The sequence below is a fragment of the Pseudomonas sp. H1_D05 genome, assembly GCF_054682705.1.
The window spans coordinates 3,589,609-3,610,833 of the sequence record NZ_CP162825.1; the positions used below are offsets into that span (position 1 = coordinate 3,589,609).

The 21,225-nt window shown below is 60.9% G+C and carries 16 protein-coding genes; all 16 read left to right on the forward strand.

The features are described 5' to 3' along the window. Nucleotides 1-68: 68 nt before the first annotated feature. The 16 genes from AB4O11_RS16200 (at nt 69) to AB4O11_RS16275 (ending at nt 21,182) form a co-directional block, all read left to right on the forward strand. Entirely contained in the window at nt 69-1,628 is a 1,560-nt protein-coding gene (locus AB4O11_RS16200) for a sigma-54-dependent transcriptional regulator (RefSeq protein WP_099758329.1), read from the forward strand. A 324-nt stretch (nt 1,629-1,952) separates the two neighbouring features. Next, on the forward strand, nt 1,953-2,693 hold the full coding sequence (locus AB4O11_RS16205) for a flagellar basal body rod protein FlgF (RefSeq protein ID WP_093439577.1): 741 nt from the start codon (nt 1,953-1,955) through the stop codon (nt 2,691-2,693). A 45-nt stretch (nt 2,694-2,738) separates the two neighbouring features. Continuing rightward, on the forward strand, nt 2,739-3,524 hold the full coding sequence (gene flgG, locus AB4O11_RS16210; RefSeq protein WP_016984271.1) for a flagellar basal-body rod protein FlgG: 786 nt from the start codon (nt 2,739-2,741) through the stop codon (nt 3,522-3,524). A gap of 52 nt (nt 3,525-3,576) precedes the next feature. Next, entirely contained in the window at nt 3,577-4,272 is a 696-nt protein-coding gene (flgH, locus tag AB4O11_RS16215) for a flagellar basal body L-ring protein FlgH (RefSeq protein ID WP_034153262.1), read from the forward strand. Between the two features lie 27 nt (nt 4,273-4,299). Then, nucleotides 4,300-5,388, forward strand: a complete 1,089-nt coding sequence (locus AB4O11_RS16220) for a flagellar basal body P-ring protein FlgI (RefSeq protein ID WP_049802112.1) — start codon at nt 4,300-4,302, stop codon at nt 5,386-5,388. A gap of 11 nt (nt 5,389-5,399) precedes the next feature. Next, nucleotides 5,400-6,692, forward strand: coding sequence for a flagellar assembly peptidoglycan hydrolase FlgJ (flgJ, locus tag AB4O11_RS16225; protein WP_460127485.1), 1,293 nt, complete (start codon nt 5,400-5,402; stop codon nt 6,690-6,692). A gap of 24 nt (nt 6,693-6,716) precedes the next feature. Then, nucleotides 6,717-8,762, forward strand: coding sequence for a flagellar hook-associated protein FlgK (gene flgK, locus AB4O11_RS16230; RefSeq protein ID WP_095050158.1), 2,046 nt, complete (start codon nt 6,717-6,719; stop codon nt 8,760-8,762). Nucleotides 8,763-8,775: 13 nt separating this feature from the next. Beyond that, a complete protein-coding gene (locus AB4O11_RS16235) occupies nt 8,776-10,344 on the forward strand; it encodes a flagellar hook-associated protein 3 (RefSeq protein ID WP_460127487.1) in 1,569 nt (522 codons plus the stop codon). A gap of 108 nt (nt 10,345-10,452) precedes the next feature. After that, nucleotides 10,453-14,046: a glycosyltransferase gene (locus AB4O11_RS16240; RefSeq protein ID WP_460127489.1), complete on the forward strand. Its 3,594-nt coding sequence runs from the start codon at nt 10,453-10,455 to the stop codon at nt 14,044-14,046. An 848-nt stretch (nt 14,047-14,894) separates the two neighbouring features. After that, nucleotides 14,895-15,668: a glucose-1-phosphate cytidylyltransferase gene (gene rfbF, locus AB4O11_RS16245; protein ID WP_460127491.1), complete on the forward strand. Its 774-nt coding sequence runs from the start codon at nt 14,895-14,897 to the stop codon at nt 15,666-15,668. Then, nucleotides 15,650-16,732 carry a CDP-glucose 4,6-dehydratase gene (gene rfbG, locus AB4O11_RS16250; protein WP_093439610.1) on the forward strand — a complete coding sequence of 361 codons (1,083 nt, stop codon included), beginning with the start codon at nt 15,650-15,652 and terminating at the stop codon, nt 16,730-16,732. Before rfbF ends, rfbG begins: the two co-directional genes overlap by 19 nt. Then, complete coding sequence (gene rfbC / locus AB4O11_RS16255) at nt 16,729-17,289, forward strand: dTDP-4-dehydrorhamnose 3,5-epimerase (RefSeq protein WP_460127493.1); 561 nt, start codon at nt 16,729-16,731, stop codon at nt 17,287-17,289. Before rfbG ends, rfbC begins: the two co-directional genes overlap by 4 nt. Continuing rightward, nucleotides 17,286-18,512 (forward strand): class I SAM-dependent methyltransferase, encoded by a 1,227-nt coding sequence (locus AB4O11_RS16260; protein ID WP_186624417.1) that lies wholly within the window; start codon nt 17,286-17,288, stop codon nt 18,510-18,512. Before rfbC ends, AB4O11_RS16260 begins: the two co-directional genes overlap by 4 nt. After that, complete coding sequence (locus AB4O11_RS16265; protein WP_460127495.1) at nt 18,509-19,360, forward strand: NAD-dependent epimerase/dehydratase family protein; 852 nt, start codon at nt 18,509-18,511, stop codon at nt 19,358-19,360. The genes AB4O11_RS16260 and AB4O11_RS16265 overlap by 4 nt, the downstream gene beginning before the upstream one ends. Continuing rightward, entirely contained in the window at nt 19,357-20,427 is a 1,071-nt protein-coding gene (locus AB4O11_RS16270; protein WP_460127497.1) for a class I SAM-dependent methyltransferase, read from the forward strand. The genes AB4O11_RS16265 and AB4O11_RS16270 overlap by 4 nt, the downstream gene beginning before the upstream one ends. A 17-nt stretch (nt 20,428-20,444) precedes the next feature. After that, entirely contained in the window at nt 20,445-21,182 is a 738-nt protein-coding gene (locus tag AB4O11_RS16275) for a cephalosporin hydroxylase family protein (RefSeq protein WP_093439633.1), read from the forward strand. The last annotated feature ends 43 nt before the right edge of the window (nt 21,183-21,225 follow it).

Genomic DNA, 21,225 nt, shown 5'->3' on the forward strand with positions numbered 1-21,225 from the left:
ACGCCTTCGCGAGCAAGCTCGCTCCCACAGGGTCGGTATTCAACTCCCAATCTTGTCGGGCCTTATATATGCGCATCAAAGTCCACTGCCAGAACCGCATCGGCATCCTGCGCGACATTCTCAACCTGCTGGTTGCCTACGGGATCAACGTCGCGCGCGGTGAGGTCGGCGGTGAGCATGGCAACGCGATCTATCTGCATTGCCCGAACCTGATCAACATCCAGTTCCAGGCGTTGCGCCCGAAATTCGAGGCGATCGCCGGGGTGTTTGGCGTCAAGCGGGTTGGGCTGATGCCCAGCGAACGTCGGCACATGGAGTTGAATGCGCTGCTCGGCGCGCTGGAGTTTCCGGTGCTGTCGATCGACATGGGCGGCTCGATCGTCGCGGCCAACCGCGCGGCGGCGCAGTTGCTCGGTGTGCGCGTCGATGAAGTGCCGGGGATTCCGCTGTCGCGCTATGCCGAGGATTTCGATTTGCCAGAGCTGGTGCGCGCCAACAAATCGCGAATCAACGGCATGCGGGTCAAGGTCAAGGGCGACATCTTTCTGGCCGACATCGCGCCGCTGCAATCGGAGCACGACGACAGTGAGGCCATGGCCGGTGCGGTGCTGACCTTGCATCGCGCTGACCGCGTTGGCGAGCGTATCTATAACGTGCGCAAGCAGGAACTGCGTGGTTTCGACAGCATCTTCCAGAGCTCGAAAGTGATGGCCGCCGTGGTGCGCGAAGCACGGCGTATGGCGCCGCTCGACGCTCCGCTATTAATTGAGGGCGAAACCGGTACCGGCAAGGAATTGCTTGCGCGCGCCTGTCACCTCGCCAGTCCGCGTGGGCAGTCGCCGTTGATGGCGCTCAACTGCGCAGGCCTGCCGGAGTCGATGGCCGAGACTGAGTTGTTCGGTTACGGCCCGGGCGCGTTCGAAGGTGCACGCGCCGAAGGCAAGCTCGGGCTGCTGGAATTGACGGCGGGCGGCACGCTGTTTCTTGACGGTGTCGGTGAGATGAGCCCGCGTCTTCAAGTGAAGTTGCTGCGCTTTTTGCAGGACGGTTGCTTCCGCCGGGTCGGCAGTGATGAAGAGGTTTACCTGGATGTGCGGGTCATCTGTGCGACGCAGGTCGACTTGTCGGAGTTGTGCGCGCGCGGAGAGTTTCGCCAGGATTTGTACCACCGCTTGAACGTGCTCTCCCTGCACATCCCGCCGTTGCGCGAATGCCTCGACGGGTTGACGCCGCTGGTCGAGCACTTCCTCGATCAGGCCAGTCGGCAGATCGGTTGCACACTGCCGAAACTGGCGCCGGCGGCGATGGATCGCCTCAGTCATTACCACTGGCCGGGCAACGTGCGGCAACTGGAGAACGTTTTGTTTCAGGCAGTTTCGCTGTGCGATGGCGGCACGGTGAAGGCCGAACATATTCGTCTGCCGGATTACGGCGTGCGTCAGCCGCTTGGCGATTTCTCGCTGGAAGGCGGGTTGGACGAGATTGTCGGGCGATTCGAAAAAGCGGTGCTGGAGCGGTTGTATTCCGAGCATCCGAGCAGTCGGCAATTGGGTAAGCGGCTGGGGGTTTCGCACACCACCATTGCCAATAAACTGCGCGAGTATGAAGTCGGTAAAACCGATTCATAGCTCAAGCATGATCGTAGCATGATCGTTCCCACGCTCTGCGTGGGAATGCAGCCCGGGACGCTCCGCGTCCCAAAGCGGACGCAGAGCGTCCATTGAGGCATTCCCACGCGGAGCGTGGGAACGATCATCTTTTGATCCTTTGCCGCCAAGCGGCATAACACCGCCGGTTTTTCGACTTCGATACATTTCAAATTTCCCCTCGCTATCCCCCAAGTCCTTTGTTTACCGGGCCTTTGCCCGCCAGAAAAAAGTTGGTCTGCAAATTGCTTATGGCTCAGCAGTACAGCGGTGGGCGGCAAACGTCCGGCATGCAGAGGAAAGAGTGTGGACAAGTACCTTTATGTGGCAATGACCGGCGCCAGCCAGAACGCACTGGCGCAGAAGGCTCATGCCAACAACCTGGCGAACATCTCCACCAACGGCTTTCAGCGCGACCTGGAGCAGGCGCGTTCGATGCCGGTGTTCGGTGACAGCTTTCCGGCGCGTGCGTTTGCCATGAGCGAACGGCCCGCCACCGACTTCACCCCGGGCTCGCTGGTGCAGACCGGTCGTGACCTCGACGTCGCCGTCACCGGCAATGGCTGGATCGCGGTGCAGAACCCGAACGGCGGCGAAAGCTACGTGCGCACCGGCAGCCTCAACGTCGACGCCCTCGGCGTATTGCGCGCCGGCAACGGTATGCCGGTGATGGGCAATGGCGGTCCGATCGCCGTGCCGCCCGAGCAGCAGATCGAAGTCGGTGAAGACGGCACCATCAGTATTCGTGCGATGGGCGAAGGCCCGCGTGTCATGGCGGAGGTCGACCGGATCAAGCTGGTCAACCCGGACATCAAGAACATGAACAAGGGCCTCGACGGCTCGATCTACACCAAGGACGGCCAGCCTGCGCCGGCTGATGCCAACGTCAAACTGGTGTCGGGTTTCCTCGAGTCGAGCAACGTCAACGCCGTTGAAGAGATGACCTCGGTGCTGGCCCTGGCCAAGCAGTTCGAGTTGCACGTCAAGATGATGAACACCGCCAAAGACGACGACCAGGCCATGGCTCGGGTCTTGCAGATCAGCTAATTATCAGAACGTCGCGCCGAAAAACAGGCGCACGAGGAGAATCGAATGCTTCCGGCTCTATGGGTTGCCAAAACCGGTCTGTCCGCCCAGGACACCAACCTGACCACCATTTCCAACAACCTGGCGAACGTGTCGACCACGGGTTTCAAACGTGACCGTGCCGAGTTCCAGGACCTGCTCTATCAGATCAAGCGTCAGCCTGGTGCCCAGTCGACTCAGGACAGCGAACTGCCGTCGGGTCTGCAAGTGGGTACCGGTGTGCGTATCGTCGGCACCCAGAAAAACTTCACCGCCGGCAGCCTGCAAACCACCGAGCAGCCGCTGGACATGGCCATCGACGGTCGCGGTTTCTTCCAGATCCTGCAGCCGGACGGCACCACGTCCTACACCCGTGACGGTACCTTCCACCTCGATTCCAACGGCCAGATCGTCAACGCCAGCGGTTTCGCTCTGGAACCGGCCATCGTCATTCCGAACGATGCCCAGACCTTCACCGTCGGCCGTGACGGCACTGTGTCGGTAACCATCGCCGGCAACCCGGCAGCGCAAGTGATCGGCAACCTGCAAACCGCCGACTTCATCAACCCGGCCGGTCTGCAAGCGGTGGGCAACAACCTGTTCCTCGAAACCGCTGCATCGGGTGCCCCGCAAGTCGGCACGCCGGGCCTGAACGGTTTTGGCACCATGCTGCAGAACACCCTGGAAACGTCCAACGTCAGCACCGTTGAAGAGATGGTCAACATGATCACCACTCAGCGCGCGTACGAGATGAACTCCAAGGTGATCTCCACCGCCGACCAGATGCTCTCGTTCGTAACGCAGAATCTGTAATCAAGTCTATGAGGCGGCCATGAGGTCGCCTGCAACACCGTGAGGTAGGGTCATGAATCGCTTTGTATCTGTTCTGGCATTGAGTGGGGTCGTCTCGCTCGCGGGCTGCGTCGCTCCGACGCCCAAGCCCAATGACCCTTACTACGCCCCGGTGTTGCCGCGCACGCCGCTGCCGGCTGCCGCCAATAACGGCTCGATCTATCAGGCCGGCTTCGAGCAGAACCTGTACAGCGACCGCAAGGCCTTCCGGGTCGGTGACATCATCACCATCACCCTGAACGAGAAGACCCAGGCGAGCAAGAACGCCAACTCGCAAGTGGCCAAGAACAGCAAGACCGGTATCGGTCTGACCTCGTTGTTCGGCGGCAGCGGTACCACCAACAACCCGTTGGGCGGTAACGATCTGAGTCTGGACGTTGGCTACAGCGGCGACCGCGCCACCAAGGGCGACAGCAAGGCCGCGCAGGGCAACACCCTGACCGGTTCGGTCACCGTGACTGTGGCCGACGTCTTGCCCAACGGCATCATTGCTGTGCGCGGTGAGAAGTGGATGACCCTCAACACCGGTGATGAGCTGGTGCGGATTGCCGGTCTGGTGCGTGCCGATGACATCGCCACTGACAACACCGTGTCGTCGACTCGTGTCGCCGATGCGCGCATCACCTACTCGGGCACCGGCTCGTTTGCCGATGCGAGTCAGCCAGGCTGGTTCGACCGTTTCTTCCTCAGCCCGCTGTTCCCTTTCTAGGTGGCGACTTTGAATTTCAAGAGCCTCATGCTCGCTGCGGCGCTGATGTCCGCAGCCTTTGCTGCCCACGCCGAGCGGCTGAAAGATATCGCCAGCATTTCCGGCGTGCGTTCCAACCAGTTGATCGGTTACGGCCTGGTGGTCGGGCTTAACGGCACCGGTGACCAGACGACGCAAACCCCGTTCACCCTGCAGACCTTCAACAACATGCTCTCGCAGTTCGGCATCAAAGTGCCGCCGGGATCGGGCAACGTGCAGTTGAAAAACGTCGCGGCGGTGTCGGTGAGTGCCGATCTGCCGGCGTTTGCCAAACCGGGTCAGCAGGTCGACATCACCGTGTCCTCGATCGGTAACTCCAAGAGCCTGCGCGGCGGCACCTTGTTGCTGACCCCGCTCAAGGGTATCGACGGCAACGTTTACGCCATCGCTCAGGGCAACCTGGTGGTCGGCGGTTTTGATGCCGAAGGGCGTGACGGTTCGAAGATCACCGTCAACGTTCCGTCGGCCGGTCGTATCCCCGGCGGTGCGTCGGTAGAACGTTCGGTGCCGAGCGGTTTCAACCAGGGCAACAGCCTGACGCTGAACCTCAACCGTTCCGACTTCACCACGGCCAAACGTATCGTCGACAAGATCAACGACATGCTTGGCCCTGGCGTTGCGCAAGCCATCGACGGCGGTTCGATCCGTGTCACTGCGCCGCTCGATCCGAGCCAGCGCGTCGACTACCTGTCGATCCTGGAAAACCTCGAAGTCGACCCGGGTCAGGCGGTGGCGAAAGTCATTATCAACTCGCGTACCGGCACCATCGTCATCGGCCAGAACGTGAAAGTGTCGCCAGCCGCCGTGACCCACGGCAGCCTGACCGTGACCATCACTGAAGACCCGATCGTCAGCCAGCCCGGCCCTCTGTCCAATGGCCAGACCGCTGTTGTGCCGCGCTCGCGGGTGAATGCCGAGCAGGAAGCCAAACCGATGTTCAAGTTCGGCCCGGGCACCACCCTCGACGAAATCGTCCGTGCGGTGAACCAGGTCGGCGCGGCACCGGGTGACTTGATGGCGATCCTCGAAGCCTTGAAGCAGGCCGGCGCGTTGCAAGCCGACCTGATCGTGATCTGAGGCCGACCATCATGGATATGCGCAATAGCGGTATGGTCAGCAGCAGCGATTCGGGTTCCTACTCGGACCTCAATCGTCTGAACCAACTCAAGGTCGGCGACAAGAACAGCGATGCGAACATGCGCAAAGTGGCGCAGGAGTTCGAATCGCTGTTCCTTGGCGAAATGCTCAAGTCGATGCGCTCGGCCACTGAAGCGCTGGGCCAGGACAATCCGCTCAACACGCCAGCGGCCAAGCAGTATCAGGAAATGTACGACCAGCAGTTGGCCGTTTCCATGTCTCGCGAGGGCGGTGGTATCGGTCTGGCTGACGTGCTGATGCGCCAGATGTCGAAGAACAAACCGATGGCGCCGGGCGAGGCTGCTGCCGCGTCCGCGGCCAAGCAGGAAGAAGCCAAGGCCAAGGCCGCTGCCGTGGTGACGCCGATTGCCGCGGGCACCGTCGCCACCAATGGCCCGTTGTCGCGCCTCAATGGTGAGCGTCCGCTGTGGGCCTCGCGTTCGGTAAATGCACCGAACACCGATATTTCCCACCGCAATGACATGGCGTTGATCAATCAGCGTCGGCTGGCCTTGCCGCCGAAACTGGCCGATCGTTTGCTCGCAGGTCTGGTGCCGTCGGCGACGCCGGCGGCCGCCAATCAATTGCCGCAGCGTGCGACAACCGCTGCCACCACTGGCGCCGGCCCGTTGTACAACGGCGACTGGCTGGCCCGCGCCGAGACCGAGAAGGCCTCGGGCGGACAGATGCAGGTCTACGGTCGCGCCATGGCGCAGATTCCACTGGCGCCGGCGAAGAAAGCTTTCAGTTCCGCCGACGAATTCGTCAACACCATGCTGCCGATGGCCAAGGAAGCGGCCGACCGCATCGGCGTCGATCCGCGTTATCTGGTGGCGCAGGCGGCGCTGGAAACCGGTTGGGGCAAGTCGGTCATGCGTGCCCAGGATGGCAGTAGCAGCCACAACCTGTTCGGCATCAAGGCGAGCAGCAACTGGAAGGGCGATTCGGCCCGGGCGATCACCAGCGAGTTTCGCAATGGCGAGATGGTCAAGGAGACGGCCGAGTTCCGTTCCTACGCCTCGTACAAGGACAGCTTCCACGATCTGGTGACTTTGCTGCAGAGCAATAATCGCTATCAAGATGTCGTGAAGTCTGCCGATAACCCAGAACAGTTTGTACGCGAGTTGCAAAAGGCCGGTTACGCCACCGACCCGAACTACGCAAGCAAGATTTCGCAGATTGCCAAGCAGATGAACAGTTTCCAAAACTACGCTGCGGCGGGTGTATCCACCACGCCTTTATAAGGCACAAGGTATAAGGTCTGAACCATGAGTTTGCTCAATATCGGGATGTCGGGACTGTCGGCCAGCCAGTCCTCTTTGGCTACGACAGGCAACAACATTGCCAACGTCGACACCGCCGGTTATTCACGTCAGCAAACCGTGCAGGGCACCAAATCCTCGCAGCAGTTCGGCACCGTGTTCATCGGTACGGGCACGACCCTGGCCGACGTGCGCCGGGTGTACAACTCGTACCTGGAAAGCCAGCTGCACACCGCTACTTCGCTCGACAGCGAATCGGCTGCTTACCTGGCGCAGGCCACACCGCTGGACTCGATGCTATCGGACACCAACACCGGCCTGACCGGTGTGCTGCAGAAGTTCTTCACCACGATGCAGGGCGTTTCGACGTCGGCGACCGATGACACCTCCCGCCAATCGGTGCTGACCGGTGCGCAGGCGCTGACCAGTCGCTTCAATACCATCGCCAAACAGCTCAACGACCAGAACACCACCATCAACGGCAGCCTTGGCGACATGACGGCCCAGGTGAACAAACTGGCCACCTCGATTGCCAACCTGAACCAGAAAATCGGCGAGATCTCCACCAGTGGCGGTGCGCCGAACGATCTGCTCGACAGCCGCAACGAAGCCGTGCGCCAGCTCTCCGAACTGACGGGTGCACAGGTCGTCGAGCGTGGCACCAGTTTCGACGTTTACATCGGCAGCGGTCAGCCTCTGGTGATCGGCAACACCACCAACACGCTGAGCATGGTCGCGAGCAAAGACGACCCGTCGCGCATGGCCATCCAGATGGATCGCGGTTCGAGCACCATCGACATCACCTCGGCGATGAGCGGCGGTGAAATCGGCGGCCTGTTGACTTACCGCAAAGAAGTCCTCGACCCGTCGCTCAACGAGCTGGGCCGCGTGGCGCTGGTGATCGCTGATCAGGTCAACAGTCAGCAAGCCCAGGGCATCGACAAGAACGGTGACTTCGGCGCGGCCATTTTCAACAACATCAACAGTGCCGCGCTGATCAGTTCGCGCAGCATCGCGCAGTCGGGCAACAGCACCGGTTCGGGTAACCTCGATGTCACCATCAAGGACACCGGCAAGCTGACCACCAGCGATTATCAAGTGACGTTCACCAGCGCCACTGACTACACCGTCAAGCGTTCCGATGGCACCGATATGGGCGCCTTCAGTACCACGACCAATCCGCCGCCTGTGATCGACGGTTTCACCCTCGCGCTCAAAGGTGGTGCGTTGAGCGCTGGTGACAGCTTCAAAGTCACGCCGACCCGCAATGCGGCGGCGAGCATCCAGACAGTGCTCACCGATCCGAAGAAAATCGCTGCGGCCGGTCCGTTGACCGGTGTGGCGAGCGCCAACGGTCTGGGCACTTTCACCCAGCCGACGCTCAACAGCAAAATCGATATCTACAACCCGACTGCCCAGGCTGACATGCAAGCGGCGCTGAAGAACTCGACGCCGGTCAAACTGGTGTTTGGTGCGGTCACCGGGGGCAGCCAGTCCTACACCTTTGTGGATGCCAAGGGCGGCCTCATCAGCAGCGGCACTATCGTTCCCGGTCAATCGAACACGCTAGACCTGAAAGTCGGCATCGTCGATGCCAGCGGCAACCCGGTGATGGACACCAGTGTTACGCCGAACGTGCAGAAGACATTCTCCGTACAGACCACCGTTGGCGGCACGCCGAAGTCCGGCGAAACCTTCACCATGAATCTCACCGGTGCGGCGTCTTCGGACAACCGCAACGCGCAATCGCTGGTCGCCCTGCAAACGGCGCAGACCGTCGATACCGGTTCGGCGAGCAAGGGCATCAGCCTGACTGACGCCTACAACAAGCTGGTGACCAACGTCGGTACCAAAACCGCCCAAGGCAAGTCCGACAGCGCCGCGACCTCGGCGATTCTGGATAACGCCAAAGGCGCGCGCGATTCGCTGTCCGGGGTCAACCTGGATGAAGAAACCGGCAACCTGGTCAAATATCAGCAGTACTACACAGCGTCTTCGCAGATCATCAAAGCTGCGCAGGAAACTTTCGCCACGCTGATCAACAGCCTTTAAGGAGTCGTAATTCATGCGCATTTCCACCGCCCAGTATTACGGCACGCAAGCGTCGGACTATCAGCGTAACTTCAACAAGGCCGTCGCCACCGCCAGCGAGGCGAGCAGCCTGCAGCGCATCAATACCGCCGCCGATGATCCGGTCGGTGCCGGGCGCTTGCTGCAACTGGGCCAGCAGGCCGCGATGCTCGATCAGTACAAGACCAACGTCGACAGCACCAAAAGTGCATTGACCGTGCAGGAATCCACGCTGGACTCGATCACCACCGCGTTGGCCCGCGCCAAGGAACTCGCCCTGGCCGCCAACAATGGCACGGCCACCGACAAGGACCGCCAGGCTTACGCTTCGGAAATGGGCCAGATCCAGCAACAAGTGCTGGGTCTGATGAACGCCAAGGATGCCAGCGGCAACTACCTGTTCTCTGGTTCGAAGACCGACACCGCGCCGTATTCGCAGAATGCCGACGGCACCTACAGCTACAACGGTGACCAGACCACGATCAATCTGGGCATCGGCGATGGCATGACGATCGGCACCAACACCACCGGTTGGGCTGCTTTCCAGCAGACCATCAATACCGCGCGTACCAACGTCGCCATGACCGCACCGGCAGTGGATGACGGTCGCGTCGTACTGTCCAACGGCACGATCGGTACCGTAGCCACTTACAACTCCAAGTTCACCGCTGGCCAGCCGTATACCGTCAGCTTCCTCAGCAGCACCCAGCTGAAAATCACCGATGCCCTTGGCAACGACGTGACGGCTGAGGCGAGCCAGAACGGTTTGGTCAGCAACAGCAGCGGTGCCAACCAGACGGTCAGCTTCCGTGGCGTCGACATGAAGCTGAACATCAACCTGAAGGCTGGTGATACCAACCCGGACGCGGTCATTGCCGGCCACAGCTTCCAGTTGTCCACCGCGCCTGACTCGTTCACTACCACGCGCAGCCCGGGTAATCCGTCGACCGCCGTGATTACCGGTTCGAGCATCACTGACCAGGCGGCGTACACCGCGGCATTCCCGCAGGGCGGCGCCGTTCTCAAGTTCACCAGCGCCACCGCATTCGATCTGTATGCTGCGCCGGTGACTGCGGACAGCAAACCGGTGTCCTCGGGCACTGTGGCCGGTAGCAACGCCACGGCGGCAGGCGTGACCTTTGCTCTGGGCAGCGCACCGGCAGCGGGTGATCAGTTCTCGATCCGCCCAAACGATCACCAGACCCAGAACGTGCTCGACACCCTCGGTCAGATGATTACTGCTCTGAATACACCGATCGATGGTGATCCGGTGGCCAAGCAGAAATTCCAGGGCGCCATGGAGGCGGGCCTCGGCAACATCGACGCGGCCAACAATCAAATCGGCGCTGCGGTGACCGAGATTGGTGCCCGTGGTCAGGCGCTGGAAATGCAAGCCACCACCAATGACAGTCTGAGCACTGCGAATACCACCACGCAAGGTTCCATTCGCGATTCGGATCCGGCTGAAGTGATGACGCGACTGACCCTGCAGCAGACCATGCTGCAAGCTTCGCAGCTTGCGTTCAGCAAGATCAGCCAGTTGGGTCTGTTCAACAAGATCTGATCCTCAACGGGCGCGTAAGCGCCCGTTTACCCTGCCACTCAGTCATGTTTTTTAGCGGTATCAAGGGCTCGCTTTTCCGAGCGGGCTCGCACCGCCTGTGAGCCCGCCGTGAATTCACTCCCTCTTGTCAGTCTTGTCATTCCCGCCTTCAATCCGCGCTTCTTCGAGCGGACGCTGAACAGCGCTGTCAGCCAGAATTACGCCAATCTTGAAATCATCGTGTGCGATGACAATCGTGGCGACGAGATTGAAGACATCGTTACGCGGGTGACGGAGCAGACCGGCTTTGCCGTGCGTTACGTGCGCAACCCTCGAACGCTGGGGCTGGTCGGTAACCTGAAGGCCTGCCTTGAGCAAGCCCGGGGCGAGTTCATCAAATTCCTGTGTGATGATGACCTGCTGTATTCGGCCTGTATCGAACAGCAAGCCCACGAGTTGCGGCGTGAAGAAGTCAGTCTGGTGGTAGCGCAACGCTTGTTGTGGGATGCCAACGACATCATCCTGCCCGCACGTCTGGAAAACAGCTCATTGTCGCCGGCCAGTGGCTTGCTCAAAGGCGACGATGTACTAAGCATCTTTGAAAAATTCCCGGTCAACGTACTGGGTGGATTCAGCAGTGCGCTGTTTCGCCGTAGCGATGTTGTGGAGCTTTTGCCAGCCTTGACCGAGGAGGGTGCCTGCTTCGTTGCGACGCTGGATTTTGCCTTGTACGTCTGTCTGTTGCGGCGCGGCAATCTGGTGGTCTCCAACAACGTGCTGAGTGCCGAGCGTCTCTACCCCGAGCGTCTGAGCGCGCAGCAACCGATGAAAGACGCGGCCGAGATCGAGCGCGAGTGGATCTCGCAAATGCTCAAGGTCCGCAGCGGCGAGTCGGCGCCGGCGCCGGGCTGGGTTCGTTATGTGCCGTTGACCAAGGCCGATGAGTCGCCTCGGGTCTGGCAGGAGCTGCCGCTGAGCCGTACCCTCGGCACCAAGCAGAGCCGTCAGGAGCTGGGGGTCGGAGTCGACAGCTTCAGTTTTGGCGAACTCTATGCGCAATGGCTGGCGGTTCGGGTGTTGACCGAGGCGCAGCGCCAATGGCTGCCGGAAACCCTCGCTGGCTGGCCGTACCGACCGCGCATCGTACCGATCATCATTGATGCCCAAGGCAGTCGCGATGGCCTGAAGCGCACCCTTGCGGCACTCGCCGCTCAGGATTACCCGCCGGAGCTGGTTCTGGTGCTGTCCACGGCTTGCAGCGAGGCGAAGCTGGACGATCGGGTGTTCCACATGCCGTTGCAGGGTGACGGCCTGGAGCAGATCAACGCTCTGCTGCCGCAACTGGAAGGCGCCGACTGGTTTTATCTGTTGCAGCCAGGTGACTGCCCGGTGGCGCCAGCATTGTTGGTGATGGCCGATCGCATTGCGCACGCAAGCTCATTGACATGCCTGTACAGCGACGAAGGCAGTCTGCGCGATGGTGAGTCGGCCGAGCCTGCGTTCAAGCCGGATTTCAACCTCGACCTCATGCGCAGCTACCCTTACGTCGGGCGTGCGCTGGCGTTCCAGCGCGAACGGTTCCTGGCGCTTGGTGGTTTTACCTCGACGTTCGCCGAACTCGCGCCCCACGATGTGCTGTGGCGCATGGTTGAAAGCGATGGCCTGCAAGTGGTCGGGCACATTGCTGAAGTGTTGCTGGAGTCGAAATTCGATCTGTCGCAATGGCTCACTGATCCTGGCGTTGCGCAGCAAAGTCCGCGAATCCTCGAAGCGCATCTGCAACGCCTTGGCATTGCTCACGACATTCGCGACCGTAACGGCGGGCTGCTCAATCGTGTCGACTATCAGCATGCCCGGCGCCCATTGGTGTCGGTGGTCATTGTCACGCAGGACCAGACGGCTGCCTTGCAACGCTGCGTCGAGACATTGCTGGAAAAGACCGACTACACCGAGTACGAGTTGCTCTTGGTCGATAACGGCAGCGAAAGCGCTGAAGCGTTGGCTTGGCTGGACGGTATGGCGCAACTGGGCAGCGAGCGGATTCGCGTGCTGAGCTACCCGCAAAAGGGTAACGCAGCAGCGGTGCACAACTATGCCGTCAGCCAGGCGCGCGGTGAGTATGTGTTGATGCTCAACGCCTTTGCGGTGATCACCCGGAACGACTGGCTCGACGAACTGCTCAATCATGCGCAACGCCCGGAAGTCGGGGTGGTTGGCGCCAAGCTGTTCAATCCGGACGGCGGCGTGCTGCACGCCGGGCTGATTCTTGGCTTGAACGGGCCGGTCGGGTTGCCGTTCTATGGCCAGCCGATGCAGTCGGAAGGGTACATGCATCGCCTGCAGGCGGTGCATGACCTGAGTGCCGTCGGCGGTGATTGCCTGATGATTCGCAAGTCGGTGTTCGAAGCTGCCGGCGGGCTGGACGAGCAGGACCTCAAACAAACGCTCAATGTCGTGGACCTGTGTCTGCGCGTTGGCCGCGACGGTTATCTGGTGGTGTTGAACCCCAATGCGATCCTGGCTGTGGGTGCGCGGCCAAGTGCGATGGCGACACCGGAGGAAGAAGCGCAGCACACCGAGGAGCGGGAGACGTTTTACCAGCGCTGGCTGCCGCTCGTGGCGCGCGATCCGGCCTACAACGTCAACCTGACGTTGCAGGGCGTGGGCGCCACCAACTTCAGTCTGGAGCCGGGACTGCGCACGGGGTGGAGTGCGTTCTCCAAGGCGCAGCTGCCCAATCTGCTGGTGGTGCCGATCAATGCTTCAGCCATCGGCCATTACCGCATGAGCCAGCCGATGATCGAGCTGGAAGCGGCCAATCGGGCTGAAGGGCGCATTTGCTACGGCTTGCCGTCGATCATCGATATCGAACGTCAGTCGCCTGATGTGATCGTTCTGCAAGGGCGCTACTCGGAGCACGCCATCGATGAAATCCCACCGCTGAAAAAGTACTTCAACGCTCGACGGATCTTCGAACTCGACGACTACGTCATTGATGTTCCCCACCGCAATGCGCACATACGCAACATGCCGAGCAAGCAGGACATGGAGCGCATGGTGCGCCGCGCGATCGGGCTGTGTGATCGTGCGGTCGTATCCACCGCACCACTGGCTAATGTGCTGTCGGACATGCACCACGACATTCGTGTCGTCCCCAACATGTTGGCCAAGGATTTGTGGGGCCACCTGCGCAGTCAGCGCCGGACCTCGAAGAAACCGCGGGTCGGCTGGGGCGGCGGCACCAGTCACCACGGTGATCTGGCGGTGATCGCCGAGGTCGTTCGTGAACTGGCCAATGAAGTCGACTGGGTGTTTTTCGGCATGTGCCCGGATGATTTGCGGCCCTACATGCATGAGTTCCATGGCGTCATCGGCCTGGACGTGTACCCGGCGAAACTGGCCAGTCTCAACCTCGATCTGGCACTGGCGCCGCTGGAATTCCATATCTTCAACGACTGCAAGAGCAACTTGCGGCTGCTGGAATACGGCGCCTGCGGTTACCCGGTGATCTGTACGGATACCGAGGCCTATCGCGGTTATTTGCCGTGCACGCGGATCAAGACCAACAGTACGGATGAATGGCTGCAAGCGATCCGTATGCACTTGGCCGATCCGGATGCCAGTTATCGCATGGGCGATGAATTGCGTGAGGTGGTGTTGCGCGATTACGTGTTGCGCGGCGATAACTTGCGCTACTGGGAATACGGCTGGCTGGCGGATTGATCGAGCCGGGCTTGGCGGCCTTTGGGCCGACCAGGCTCTTGGGGTTTTGGGGGTGTATCCGTTGCTGCGGGGGTTGCTGATTAGGGTTCCGCCCTTACGGCGGGTCACTTTTTACAAACGCCTAAAAAGTAACCAAAAACGCTTGCTCCTGCGTACGGCCCGCTCGCTTGGGCTCGGGGTTCCTTCGCTGCGGGATCGATCCGGGCGCAGCGCCTACGGTTTGCTTCGCTGCACCTCCTCTCGCTGTGTTTGGCTGCGCCAAACGGTCGCTGCGCTCCCACGCCCGGATCAATCCCTCCACTCAGCCTTCCGACGTCGCCCTACAGATCAAGAGCTGCAGCCGAGCTAACGCTCATCCTGTTGAGTGGTGAGGAGCGGGGCGTGGTCGGCTTTGGATTTGTGGTGGGTTTTCCCCTCATCGGAACGCCGCCCGCCCAGCCCTCTCCCGAGGGAGAGGGAGCCGATTTGTGGGCCTTTCAAAACCTGAGCTCGACTCGGTATTTCACGTCGGCGTATCTCACGCAAACACCACGGTCAGTCCCCTCTCCCTCCGGGAGAGGGTTAGGGTGAGGGGCTTTTGATCTGTTTCAGAATCTGAGCTCGACTCGGTATTTCACGTCGGCGTAGCTCTCCCAAACACCTCGGTCAGTCCCCTCTCCCTTTGGGAGAGGGTTAGGGTGAGGGGGCTTGTGGAGCTGGCGCGTTTCCTGCAAGTCCCCTGTAAATCGCCATAAAACGAGCGCTCGCGGTCACTCCAGCGGCGCCCGGAGCGGCAAAAGGTTTAGCCAGACGGCCCGCAGCGCTCAACAAAGCCATGCGCAGCCCGGTGAAGAACAAGAGGGGAGACGATGAAGGCAGTTATTTTGGCGGGTGGCCTCGGCACGCGCATCAGTGAAGAGTCGCACCTCAAGCCCAAGCCAATGATCGAGATCGGCGGCAAGCCAATTCTCTGGCACATCATGAAGCAGTATTCCGCCCACGGAATTCACGACTTCGTGATCTGCCTCGGCTACAAGGGCTATGCGATCAAGGACTTCTTCGCCAACTACTTCCTGCACACCTCTGACGTCACCTTCAACATGCGTGAAAACCGCATGGACGTGCACCAGAATTACAGCGAGCCGTGGAGCGTCACGCTCATCGACACCGGTGAGGAAACCATGACCGGTGGTCGTCTGCTGCGTGCCGGCCGTTACCTCAAGGATGAAGAGGCGTTCTGCTTCACCTACGGCGACGGCGTTTCCGATATCAACATTGCTCAACTCGTGGATTTCCATAAAGGCCACGGTCGTCTGGCGACCGTCACTGCCGTGCAACCGCCGGGCCGCTACGGCGCGCTTGAGCGTCAGGGCGATCAAGTACTGGGCTTCACCGAAAAACCTCGCGGTGACGGTGGCTGGATCAACGGTGGCTTCTTCGTGCTCTCGCCGAAAGTGCTGCCGTACATCGCCGATGACGCCACCACCTGGGAAGCCGAACCGCTGACACGTCTGGCCGCGGACGAACAGTTGAAAGCCTTCGAGCACGAAGGTTTCTGGCACCCGATGGACACCCTGCGCGACAAGAACCATCTCGAAGCGTTGTGGCAGAGCGGGGAGGCCCCATGGAAGCAATGGGCCTGAGTGCGGATTTCTGGCGCGGCAAACGCGTCCTCGTCACCGGACACACCGGTTTCAAAGGCAGCTGGCTGACCCTGTGGCTGCAAAGCCTCGGCGCGCAAGTCAGCGGCTTTTCCCTGGATCCGTCGACTGAGCCGAGCTTGTTCGAACTGGCGCGGGTGCATGAGGGCATCAACGATCAGCGCGGTGATCTGCGGGATCTCGGTGCCTTGCTGGAAATCATCGCCGACACCGAGCCTGAGATCGTTCTGCACTTGGCGGCTCAGCCGTTGGTGCGCGAAGGCTATCGCGATCCGCTCGGCACGTACTCCAGTAACGTCATGGGCACGCTGAACCTGCTCGAAGCGATTCGTCAGGTCGGTTGCGTGCGCGCCTGCGTGCTGGTGACCACTGACAAGGTCTACGCCAACAAGGAATGGCTGTGGCCGTACCGCGAAGACGAAGCCCTTGGTGGCCACGATCCTTACAGCAGCAGCAAGGCCTGCTGTGAATTGCTCGCACAGTCGTATGCCGCGTCGTTTTTCCCGGCGGACAAGTACGCCGAGCACGGTCTGGCCCTGGCCACCGCGCGCGCTGGCAACGTTTTGGGCGGCGGCGATTTTGCCCCGGAGCGCCTGATTCCCGACGTGCTCAAAGCGTGGAGCGCCGACGAACCGGTGACCCTGCGTTATCCGCAAGCCGTGCGCCCGTGGCAGCACGCGCTGGAGCCGCTGGCCGGTTACCTGCAACTGGCCGCCGGTCTCTACGAACAAGGCCCGGAATACGCCGGGGCATGGAACTTCGGCCCGGGTGAAGCGGACATGTGCAGTGTCGGCGAAGTGGTCGAATTGCTCGCCAGCCGCTGGCCGCAGGCGTGCGGTTTGCGCATCGAAAAAAGCGAACTGCACGAGGCCGGCCTGCTGCGTCTGGACAGCAGCCGCGCACGCCAAGTACTTGGCTGGCATCCGCGCTGGACCTTGCAGCAATGCCTGGCCCAGACCCTCGACTGGCACCTGGCGTGGCAGAACGGCGATGACATACGCAACGTCACTCTCGGCCAACTGAACCTGTACCGAGGCGCGTTGTGAGCGAATTCTCCCTGAAGGCATTGCCGCTGGCCGGACTGTTCAGCGTCCAGCACAAACGTTTCGAAGATCAGCGCGGACACTTTGCCCGGCTGTTCTGCGAAGGCAGCCTGAGTGCGTTTGGCAGTGAGTTCCATATCCGTCAGATCAACCATTCCTGCACCCGTGAAAAGGGCAGTGTGCGTGGTCTGCATTATCAGAATGCCAATGCCCCGGAAGCCAAACTGATCACTTGCCTGCGCGGTGAAGTGTGGGACGTGGCGGTGGATCTGCGCCCTGACTCCGAGACTTTTCTGCACTGGCACGCCGAGCATCTGAAGGCTGGCGACGGCCGCAGTCTGTTGATTCCGGCCGGGTTCGCCCATGGTTTCCAGACCCTCACCGAAGACGCCGAACTGCTTTACCTGCACAGCGCCGATTACGCGCCGGAGCACGAGGGCGGGCTGTCGGTGAATGATCCACGGCTGGCGATTGCCTGGCCGTTGACTGTCAATAATTTGTCAGCGCGTGATTCCAGCCATCCCGCGCTCGATCAACACTTTGCTGGAGTGCGTCTATGAACTGCCGTGGGTGCGCCGCACCGCTGAGCCTGCCGCTGATCGACCTCGGCACCTCGCCACCGTCCAACGCCTACGTCCACGCTGATCGCCTGGAGCAGGCCGAGCAATGGGTGCCGCTGAAGGTCGCGGTGTGTCAGCAATGCTGGCTGGTGCAGACCGAGGATTACACCCGCGCCGATAGCCTGTTCGACGCCGAGTACGCCTATTTCAGTTCGTTCTCCAGCACCTGGCTGGCCCATGCCGAGCGCTATGTCGCCGAGATGGTCGAGCGTTTCGGCCTGACCGCCGACAGCCGTGTGGTTGAAGTCGCCGCCAACGACGGTTACCTGCTGCAATACGTCGCCGCTCGCGGCATTGCCTGCCTGGGCGTTGAACCGACGCGCAGCACTGCACAAGCGGCACGCGAAAAAGGCCTGGAGATCCGCGAACTGTTCTTCGGTTGCGACACTGCTGCGCAACTGAAAAGCGAAGGTTGGGGCGCTGACCTGATGGCGGCCAACAACGTGCTCGCCCATGTGCCGGACATCAACGATTTCCTCGGTGGCTTCGCGACGCTGCTCAAGCCGACCGGCGTCGCCACCTTCGAATTCCCGCAACTGCTGACGCTGATGGCTGGCGCGCAGTTCGACACGCTGTATCACGAACACTATTCGTACCTGTCGCTGACCGCCGTGCAGTCCCTGTGCGAGCGCAATGGTCTGGAAGTCTTCGACGTCAGCCAACTGAGCACCCATGGCGGATCGCTGCGGGTGTTCGTCCAGCGCAAGGACGGTGAACGCCGCGCGGTTCAACCAGCGGTGCAACAACAGCTGCAAGCCGAGTTGGAGGCCGGGGTAAAAACCGTCGAGTACTACGCAACCCTCGCGCCTGCCGCTGAACGCATCAAGCATGACTTGCTGCGCTTTCTGTTGCAGGCCAAGGCCGACGGCAAGCGGGTAGTCGGTTACGGCGCGGCGGCCAAGGGCAACACCTTGCTCAACTACGCCGGGGTCAAACCGGACCTGCTCGCCTGGGTGGCTGATGCCAACCCGCACAAGCAGGGCAAATTTCTGCCGGGCAGTCGCATTCCGATCGTTGCGCCCGCGCAGATCGCTATCGAGCAACCGGATTACGTGTTGGTGCTGCCGTGGAACCTGCTGCACGAAGTCAGTCAGCAACTGGCGCAAGTGCGTCAGTGGGACGGCCGCTTTGTGATCGCCGTGCCCGAGTTGAAAGTGCTGTGAAGGTACTGGTTACCGGCGCTACCGGTTTTGTCGGCCGCCATCTGGTTGCGGCGTTGCTGGCCCGTGGCTGCGAGATCCGCGCCGTGGCGCGCAACGTAGAAATCGCGCAAGGCATGCCGTGGATCAACGACGTCGAGTTTGTGAGCGCGGATATTCACGCCGCCGATCTCGATGTCGCTGCGTTGACCGCAGGTGTCGATGCACTGGCGCATCTGGCCTGGCCGGGTTTGCCGAACTATCGGGCGCTGTTTCATTTCGAGCACAACCTGATGGCCGATTACCGCTTTATCAAAAGCGCGGTCGAGGCGGGCGTGCAGCAGGTGCTGGTCACCGGCACCTGTTTCGAATACGGCATGCAAAGCGGTCCGCTCAGCGAAAGCTCCGCGCCGCAGCCGAGCAACCCTTACGGTCTGGCCAAGCATACGCTGCACCTGTTTTTGCAAAACCTGCAGCAGGAACTGCCGTTCACGTTGCAGTGGGCGCGCTTGTTCTATCTGCATGGCGAAGGGCAGAACCACAACAGCCTGTTGGCGGCACTGGACCGGGCGATTGATACCGGTGAGCCGTCGTTCAACATGTCGGCCGGCGAGCAGTTGCGTGATTTTCTGCCGATTGAAAACGCTGCCGGCTACCTCGCCGCGATCCTGCGACGACACGACTTTGACGGCGTGATCAATTGCGCCAGCGGCCAACCGGTGTCGGTGCGTTCATTGGTTGAACAGCGCCTGCGCGAACGTGGCGCGACACTGAATCTGAACCTCGGCCACTACCCGTATCCGACCCACGAGCCCTTGGCGTTCTGGGCGGTGACCGAGCGCTTGCAACAGTTATTGGGAGAGCCGCAATGAGGCACGAGTTGTACCGGGTCACCGACCTGCCGGTGCTGCAGAATCGCACCTTTGCCGATCCCGCGTCGGCGCAGGCCTCGGCCAGTGCCGACATGCTGTTGGTGCAGGACGAGCGCAGCGGTCTGATCTTCAACGCGGCGTTCGACGCCGACAAGCTCAGCTACGACGCCGATTACCAGAACGAGCAGGCGCATTCCGGACAGTTCCAGAAGCACTTGAGTGACGTCGAAGGCATCATCGCCAAGCACTTCAAGGGCCAGGAGCTGATCGAAGTCGGCTGTGGCAAAGGCTATTTCCTGGAATTGCTCAAGGGCCTCGGCTATTCGATCACCGGCATTGATCCGGCGTACGAAGGTGAGAATGCCGACGTGATCAAGGCTCCGTTCACTCGGGGCCTGGGTCTGGCAGCGGACGCCATCGTCCTGCGCCACGTGCTGGAGCACATTCAGGATCCGGTCAGTTTCCTCGCTGAAATGGCCAACGCCAATCAGGGCGGACAGATCTATATCGAAGTGCCGTGCTTTGACTGGATCCTCGAGCACAAAGCCTGGTTCGACCTGTTCTACGAACACGTCAATTATTTCCGTCTCGATGACCTGCGCCGGATGTTCGGCACCGTGCACGAGGCCGGTCACCTGTTCGGTGGCCAATACCTGTACATCGTCGCCGACCTGTCGACCTTGCGCCTGACTCCGGACCAACCGGTGCCGCGCCTGGCCCTGCCTGACGGCTTCACCGCCAGCCTCGATCGCGCCGTGCAGATCATTCAGTCCGCCCCCGAGCAGGGTTCGGCGATCTGGGGCGCTTCGTCCAAAGGCGTGATCTATTCGCTGTTCCTGCAACGTGCCGGTGTGGCGGTGGATCGTGTGGTGGATATCAACCCGGCCAAACAGGGGCGTTATCTGCCGTTGAGCGGCGCGCGGGTGTCCTCGCCGCAAGAGGCGATGGACGCGCTGCCCGAGGGCGCCAACCTGTTTGTGATGAATTCCAATTACCTCGAAGAGATCAAGCGGATGACCGGTGGACGCTACGTCTATCACGCCGTCGACAGCGCTTCGTTTCAGTGACCCTTGAGATTATTAAAATGACCGACAACAGCATCAACCAAGCCTTCGAAGCCGAGTGCCGGGAACAGATTGCCCAGCAGGGTGACGACCAGAAACTGACCGGCCTGGCCCGCGATTTCTTCAACGAATCGGCCAAGCACAAATACAGCTACCACTTCTCGTGGATGGGCCGTCCGATCATCCAGTTGCCACAAGACATGATGGCGATGCAGGAGATCATCTGGCAGGTCAAACCGGATCTGGTCATCGAGTGCGGCATCGCTCACGGCGGTTCGATTATCTACTACGCCTCGTTGCTGGAGCTGCAGGGCCACGGCGAAGTGCTGGGCATCGACCTCGACATTCGCCCGCACAACCGCGAAGCGATCGAAAGCCACCCGATGGCCAAGCGCATCAAGATGATCGAAGGCTCGAGCATCGACGCCGGCATTGCTGCCCAGGTGCAGGCGGCGGCCAAAGGCAAGAAAGTCATTCTGGTTCTGGACTCCAACCACACCCACGATCACGTACTGGAAGAGCTGCGTCTGTACGCACCGCTGGTGTCGGTCGACAGCTACTGCGTGGTCATGGACACCGTGGTTGAAGACATGCCGGCCGATTTCTTCCCGGATCGTCCGTGGGGCCCGGGCGACAACCCGAAAACCGCCGTGTGGAAATACCTGGAAGAGAACCAGGATTTCGAGATCGACCAGCAGTTGCAGAACAAGCTGTTGATCACCGTGGCGCCGGACGGCTATCTGCGTCGCGTCCGTTAATTCGCAACATCACCAAGCGTTGTTTCGGCGAGTCGCCGGTTGT

Coding starts and splice junctions, on each gene's coding strand:
- AB4O11_RS16235 (WP_460127487.1), top strand. CDS start 8,776: ATGCGCATTTCCACCGCCCAGTATTACGGCACGCAAGCGTCGGACTAT.
- flgH (WP_034153262.1), top strand. CDS start 3,577: ATGAATCGCTTTGTATCTGTTCTGGCATTGAGTGGGGTCGTCTCGCTC.
- AB4O11_RS16200 (WP_099758329.1), top strand. CDS start 69: ATGCGCATCAAAGTCCACTGCCAGAACCGCATCGGCATCCTGCGCGAC.
- AB4O11_RS16220 (WP_049802112.1), top strand. CDS start 4,300: ATGCTCGCTGCGGCGCTGATGTCCGCAGCCTTTGCTGCCCACGCCGAG.
- rfbG (WP_093439610.1), top strand. CDS start 15,650: ATGGAAGCAATGGGCCTGAGTGCGGATTTCTGGCGCGGCAAACGCGTC.
- AB4O11_RS16270 (WP_460127497.1), top strand. CDS start 19,357: ATGAGGCACGAGTTGTACCGGGTCACCGACCTGCCGGTGCTGCAGAAT.
- flgK (WP_095050158.1), top strand. CDS start 6,717: ATGAGTTTGCTCAATATCGGGATGTCGGGACTGTCGGCCAGCCAGTCC.
- AB4O11_RS16275 (WP_093439633.1), top strand. CDS start 20,445: ATGACCGACAACAGCATCAACCAAGCCTTCGAAGCCGAGTGCCGGGAA.
- AB4O11_RS16260 (WP_186624417.1), top strand. CDS start 17,286: ATGAACTGCCGTGGGTGCGCCGCACCGCTGAGCCTGCCGCTGATCGAC.
- flgJ (WP_460127485.1), top strand. CDS start 5,400: ATGGATATGCGCAATAGCGGTATGGTCAGCAGCAGCGATTCGGGTTCC.
- flgG (WP_016984271.1), top strand. CDS start 2,739: ATGCTTCCGGCTCTATGGGTTGCCAAAACCGGTCTGTCCGCCCAGGAC.
- rfbF (WP_460127491.1), top strand. CDS start 14,895: ATGAAGGCAGTTATTTTGGCGGGTGGCCTCGGCACGCGCATCAGTGAA.